Origin of the sequence: Neptuniibacter sp. UBA6509 (assembly GCA_002435145.1) — a bacterium.
Taxonomy (GTDB): Bacteria; Pseudomonadota; Gammaproteobacteria; order Pseudomonadales; family Balneatricaceae; genus Neptuniibacter.
Genome location: DJLT01000055.1, coordinates 1 through 4,533, shown reverse-complemented (window position 1 = coordinate 4,533; position 4,533 = coordinate 1). Strand labels below are relative to the sequence as shown.

Genomic DNA, 4,533 nt, shown 5'->3' with positions numbered 1-4,533 from the left:
GCAACACCTAATGCACCAGCGGGTTCACAGATAGAACGAGTATCATCATAGATATCTTTAATCGCTGCGCAGATCTCATCGGTTGAGACAGTGATCACTTCATCTACGTACTTTTTCGCGACTTCAAACGTGTTCTCGCCGATGATAGCCACGGCTACGCCATCAGCAAAAATACCGACTTGGTCAAGGGTGACACGTTTACCAGCGTCTAAGGCTGCCTTTAAGCAGGCCGAGTCTTCTGATTCAACACCGATGATCTTGGTTTCAGGTCGCAGGTATTTAACGTATGCCGCTATACCCGCAACAAGCCCGCCACCGCCTACCGGTACAAAGATAGAATCGATAGGGCCAGATTCTTGGCGCAGGATCTCCATTGCGACCGTGCCTTGGCCTGCAATTACATCAGGATCATCAAAAGGATGAACGTAAGTCATCCCTTTTTCTTTAACTAGCTTTTTAGCGTAAGCGGCTGCATCGTCGTAAGCATCACCATGGAGTACAACTTTGCCGCCTAAACGGCGAACATTGTTTACTTTTACATCCGGTGTGGTCTTAGGCATCACAATAGTGGCTTTCACGCCCAAGTGCTTTGCAGACATTGCTAAGCCTTGAGCATGGTTACCGGCAGATGCTGCGACAACACCACAAGCGCGTTGCTCATCGCTGAGTTGTAGCATTTTGTTGTAAGCACCGCGAATTTTAAACGAGAACACAGGTTGCTTATCTTCACGCTTAAGTAAAATTCGATTTTTCAGACGTTCAGACAGGCTTTTTGCTTCATCCAGCGGTGTTTCGACGGCTACATCGTAAACGCGTGCTTCTAATATTTTCTTTATATAACGGTCTGGCATAGGAATTACTTCGTCTGAAAATTCAAATAGGAGAGAAATGGTAAAGGCAAAGCGGTATTGCGTCTACACGATGGGCGCTATGCAGCGTATAATTTGTGCAGATTTCAATAATTTTTAGCAAAAACGGCCTCTTTTATGAGTCGTTAAGCACAGGTGCCGATCATGACGCAGGATGAGATGAAAAAAGCAGTTGCCGATGCTGCTGTGGAATACATCAAACCTAAATTGAATAAAGAGAGTATTGTGGGGGTAGGCACAGGCTCTACTGCAAACTTTTTCATCGATGCGCTCGCTGAGATTAAACATATGTTTGATGGCGCAGTCGCAAGCTCTGAAGCAACAGCTGAGCGTCTTGAAGGACATGGCATTCAGGTTTTTGATCTGAACTCAGTCTCTGAAATGGAAGTTTACATTGATGGTGCTGATGAGTTTGATTCTTGCCTTAACCTTGTAAAAGGTGGTGGTGGCGCATTAACACGTGAAAAAATTGTTGCTGCGGTGGCTAAAGAGTTTGTTTGTATTGTTGATAGCACTAAAAAAGTAGGTGTTCTTGGCGAGTTCCCACTACCTGTAGAGGTGATTCCGATGGCACGCTCACAAGTAGCACGTGAGTTGGTTAAATTAGATGGAATGCCTGTATGGCGTGAAGGTTTTACTACAGATAACGGTAACCTGATTCTTGATGTTCATGATATGGAGATCATGCATGCGAAAGAGTTAGAAACACACATTAATAACATTGTGGGTGTGGTAACGAATGGTTTGTTTGCAAACCGCGGTGCTGATATCGTTTTGATGGGCACACCTGAAGGTGTTGAGACGATTACGCTGTAATATCGTAGCAAGTAGCTAGACGCTACGCTTAGAAATAAAAAAAACCTGCTGTAGCAGGTTTTTTTGTTTCTAAGCATTATGCCCCGTCGAGTGCTGTATATGTTGATATCTAAATGACAGCGTTTGACCAAGCTTAATGCCTTCAAATTCTCTGGCGCAGATATTGGAAAAGCCAGACACTTTACCTACTAATAGGCCGTCGTTATTGAGTGTGAGGTTCCGAAGGTAAATCTCTTTACCTTTATAGAGCAGTGCGACCTCTACCGCTGTACGTGTAACTTTCTGTTCAGGGCTTTCGGATTTTTTGGTCTGAGTGGATTGGGGTGTAGCCCCCACTTTTTCAAAACCTAAAATATCTGCATCTGAATTTGTCATAGAGTTATACATTTGAATTATTGGCTTTTCTCACTTTATCGGTACAGCGCCAACCACCCATTATCGCCAGACCGAAAAATATCAGCGCAGTCATATCAAGACTATTACTCACCAGCATCAGTTTACCGTGGTAGATACTTGAAGCGCCGAGCACGATACCTGCCACAGCCATACAGGTGATTGCTCCTAAAATAAAAGCAATACGGGTTGGGAGTGCTTTCTTCGCGCACCACTGTGCTAAAAGCCCAATAGTTAGCCAATAGCCAAGTAACATAGCGATAGCGGTTAAATTATCCATGGCTTTACAGTGTTCTCCAGTGAAAGAGTTTAAATGGGAAGGACTCAATAGGTAGGGCTTGTTATGAAGCTTTTATCTTACTCTAAATAAGGCCAGTTGTTGTGCCGAGTATGACTTTAAATACTAATAAGGCCTTTGATTATTCGGCTACACAAAAGCGATTTCGTCCCTGATCCTTTGCTTGATAGAGCGCTTTATCAGCGGCCATCAGAAGCGTTCTGAAACTCTCTGAATGGTGTGGCGTGACACAAGCTACGCCAATTGAACACTTTATAGGAATGTGCTTTTTATCTACATGGAAGTTTAGTTGAGCGATCGCTTTTACAAGTTTACCAGCAAGTAAAGAGGCGTGAGTGACATTGGTATGTGGGAGAATGATAACGAACTCTTCCCCTCCGTAGCGAGCGGCAGTATCTGTCGAACGGGGAATCTCTTTGTTTAGCATCTCGCCGACGAGTTTAAGGCATTCATCACCAGCTAAATGCCCATACTGATCATTTAGTTTCTTGAAATGATCTAAATCGAGCATAAGGACTGAAAGAGGTAGTTTTGTCCGGCAGCAACTATTCCAATCATTAGCGATTTGGCCATTAAAAAAGTGGCGATTTTTTAAGCCTGTCAGAGGGTCTGTAATACTGACCTCTTGTAAGCTGCGTGCGCGCTCCTCGGCTAAAAATTGATTATTAATTGCGTCTTGATAGTCTTGGCGTGTTGCTCTTGAGGCTTCCAGGATATAAACCATAGATAGGAAGGCTAATGAGCTCATAATAAGGTTTTCGGTACCACCGATAATAAGCGCGCTGAAAATGCTAGGTAAAAAAACTAAGAAGGGATAGGTAATACCGATGATACGAGAGATGCTTAATACACCTGTACCACCAATACCCAACGCGGCCAAAATAACCATATAGGGGTACTTTAAAACAAGGTAGGGGCTATGAAATATGATCCATGCAGATAAACCGCCCCACAAAAAGGCCACTGCTAGAATCAGTGCAACCAGTGAGTAGTTCATAAATTTGAAATTAAGATTAACGCCTTTATGTAATAACAGGTAATGAATGGTTCTGAGTATTGATATGACAAGGAGTGCCGAAGAGACTACAAAAAAAGTAATGGGATTTAGTTCTGAGATGTTGCCCCATAGAGCCGTTATGAGCCATACGGCCGGATAAAGAACAATACCACCGCGTGCTCTTATTGAAAGGTCGATTAATGCCCTCTGTTCAGGGGCAATTTGTGGGGAAGTTTGATGGCTCATTGTGTTATTTGAGGCCGGGTAAGTTGTTTGGCTACGGTCTAGTGATTATAGCGGAAATAGCTAATAAAAGGCTGTTACTATTGTGTTTTTTAGCGATTTCTTGTTTGAATTATCAGGTTTTTTTATAGAAACCTATTGTTTGTGGGTCTAAGGAGCCACCTTTGCCGCTGACTACGTTTGAAAGTTGCTCTAAGTATATTTGGAATTTTTAAAAGTTTATTCTTTCCAAACTTATTTTCTCTATGTGCGGCTTTATTAAAACAGATAGCGTATTGGGTGCGTCTTGAAGTACGAGTACTTCGGAGATTTTTTGCAATGTAACCCCGGCTCGTTACAGCGATTAATAAAACGTAGTTATTAAGTAACGGTTTTAGAATAGATCTGGCCACCGGAGTATAGGAGGGGTATTAGGCCTCGTTGTTCGTAATAACGAACGCTTTCAACACAGAGGCCTGTGAGTTTGGCTGCTTGGCCAATCTTGAACTGTTTTATCTCTACTGTTGGTTACAGGAGATAAAAACAGCTCAATTTTTACTGCTTTTGTGTGCTACTTAAATCGCTTACAGAGTAACGCGGCTAAGTGCGATGCTCGCTGGCATAGTAATCCAAGCGATAGCAGCTAAGTTAATAATGATCCAAGCGAAACCAGAAGAATCGCGAAAGTTTTCGTCATGTTCAGCCATAATAGTCACCCCATTTTTCAGGCAGATAGGTACTTTCCTATTCTATAAAGTAACCAGCATGTTACTGCTCTTCGTATGTTGCCTGAGTCCTTTAGAACTTCTTTTGGCCGAAGAAAATAAGAATAGGTTTGAACCGAGTTAAAGTGCATAGAACTGTCTTGAGTGTCTTCTTTGAGACCCTTAAAACTGCGCGGGATTTTAACAGGCTTCTTTAAGGTTTAATAGGCAATT

General features: G+C 42.7%; 7 protein-coding genes. 1 reads left to right on the top strand and 6 read right to left on the bottom strand.

Going from position 1 to position 4,533, the window contains the following annotated elements; translation table 11 throughout:
* Positions 1-851: threonine ammonia-lyase, biosynthetic (ilvA, locus tag B4K11_RS07350; protein ID WP_292955061.1), on the bottom strand; the 851-nt coding region annotated here is incomplete at its 3' end.
* Between the two features lie 162 nt (positions 852-1,013).
* On the opposite strand from ilvA, the gene rpiA reads away from it, so the two are divergent.
* Positions 1,014-1,685 carry a ribose-5-phosphate isomerase RpiA gene (gene rpiA / locus B4K11_RS07345; protein ID WP_292955059.1) on the top strand — a complete coding sequence of 224 codons (672 nt, stop codon included), beginning with the start codon at positions 1,014-1,016 and terminating at the stop codon, positions 1,683-1,685.
* Positions 1,686-1,754: 69 nt separating this feature from the next.
* On the opposite strand, the gene B4K11_RS07340 is transcribed toward rpiA, so the two are convergent.
* The 5 genes from B4K11_RS07340 to B4K11_RS07325 all read right to left on the bottom strand — a co-directional run bounded on the left by B4K11_RS07340 (position 1,755) and on the right by B4K11_RS07325 (position 4,302).
* Positions 1,755-2,060 carry a hypothetical protein gene (locus tag B4K11_RS07340; protein ID WP_292955057.1) on the bottom strand — a complete coding sequence of 102 codons (306 nt, stop codon included), beginning with the start codon at positions 2,058-2,060 and terminating at the stop codon, positions 1,755-1,757.
* Between the two features lie 4 nt (positions 2,061-2,064).
* Positions 2,065-2,358 (bottom strand): hypothetical protein, encoded by a 294-nt coding sequence (locus B4K11_RS07335; RefSeq protein ID WP_292955055.1) that lies wholly within the window; start codon positions 2,356-2,358, stop codon positions 2,065-2,067.
* A 139-nt stretch (positions 2,359-2,497) separates the two neighbouring features.
* Entirely contained in the window at positions 2,498-3,619 is a 1,122-nt protein-coding gene (locus B4K11_RS07330) for a GGDEF domain-containing protein (RefSeq protein WP_292955053.1), read from the bottom strand.
* A gap of 357 nt (positions 3,620-3,976) precedes the next feature.
* Positions 3,977-4,096 (bottom strand): MerR family DNA-binding transcriptional regulator, encoded by a 120-nt coding sequence (locus tag B4K11_RS18615; RefSeq protein WP_414689246.1) that lies wholly within the window; start codon positions 4,094-4,096, stop codon positions 3,977-3,979.
* 83 nt (positions 4,097-4,179) lie between these two features.
* Entirely contained in the window at positions 4,180-4,302 is a 123-nt protein-coding gene (locus B4K11_RS07325) for a hypothetical protein (RefSeq protein ID WP_292955051.1), read from the bottom strand.
* Positions 4,303-4,533 lie beyond the last annotated feature (231 nt).

Coding starts and splice junctions, on each gene's coding strand:
- rpiA (WP_292955059.1), top strand. CDS start 1,014: ATGACGCAGGATGAGATGAAAAAAGCAGTTGCCGATGCTGCTGTGGAA.
- B4K11_RS07340 (WP_292955057.1), bottom strand. CDS start 2,060: ATGACAAATTCAGATGCAGATATTTTAGGTTTTGAAAAAGTGGGGGCT.
- B4K11_RS07335 (WP_292955055.1), bottom strand. CDS start 2,358: ATGGATAATTTAACCGCTATCGCTATGTTACTTGGCTATTGGCTAACT.
- B4K11_RS07330 (WP_292955053.1), bottom strand. CDS start 3,619: ATGAGCCATCAAACTTCCCCACAAATTGCCCCTGAACAGAGGGCATTA.
- B4K11_RS07325 (WP_292955051.1), bottom strand. CDS start 4,302: ATGGCTGAACATGACGAAAACTTTCGCGATTCTTCTGGTTTCGCTTGG.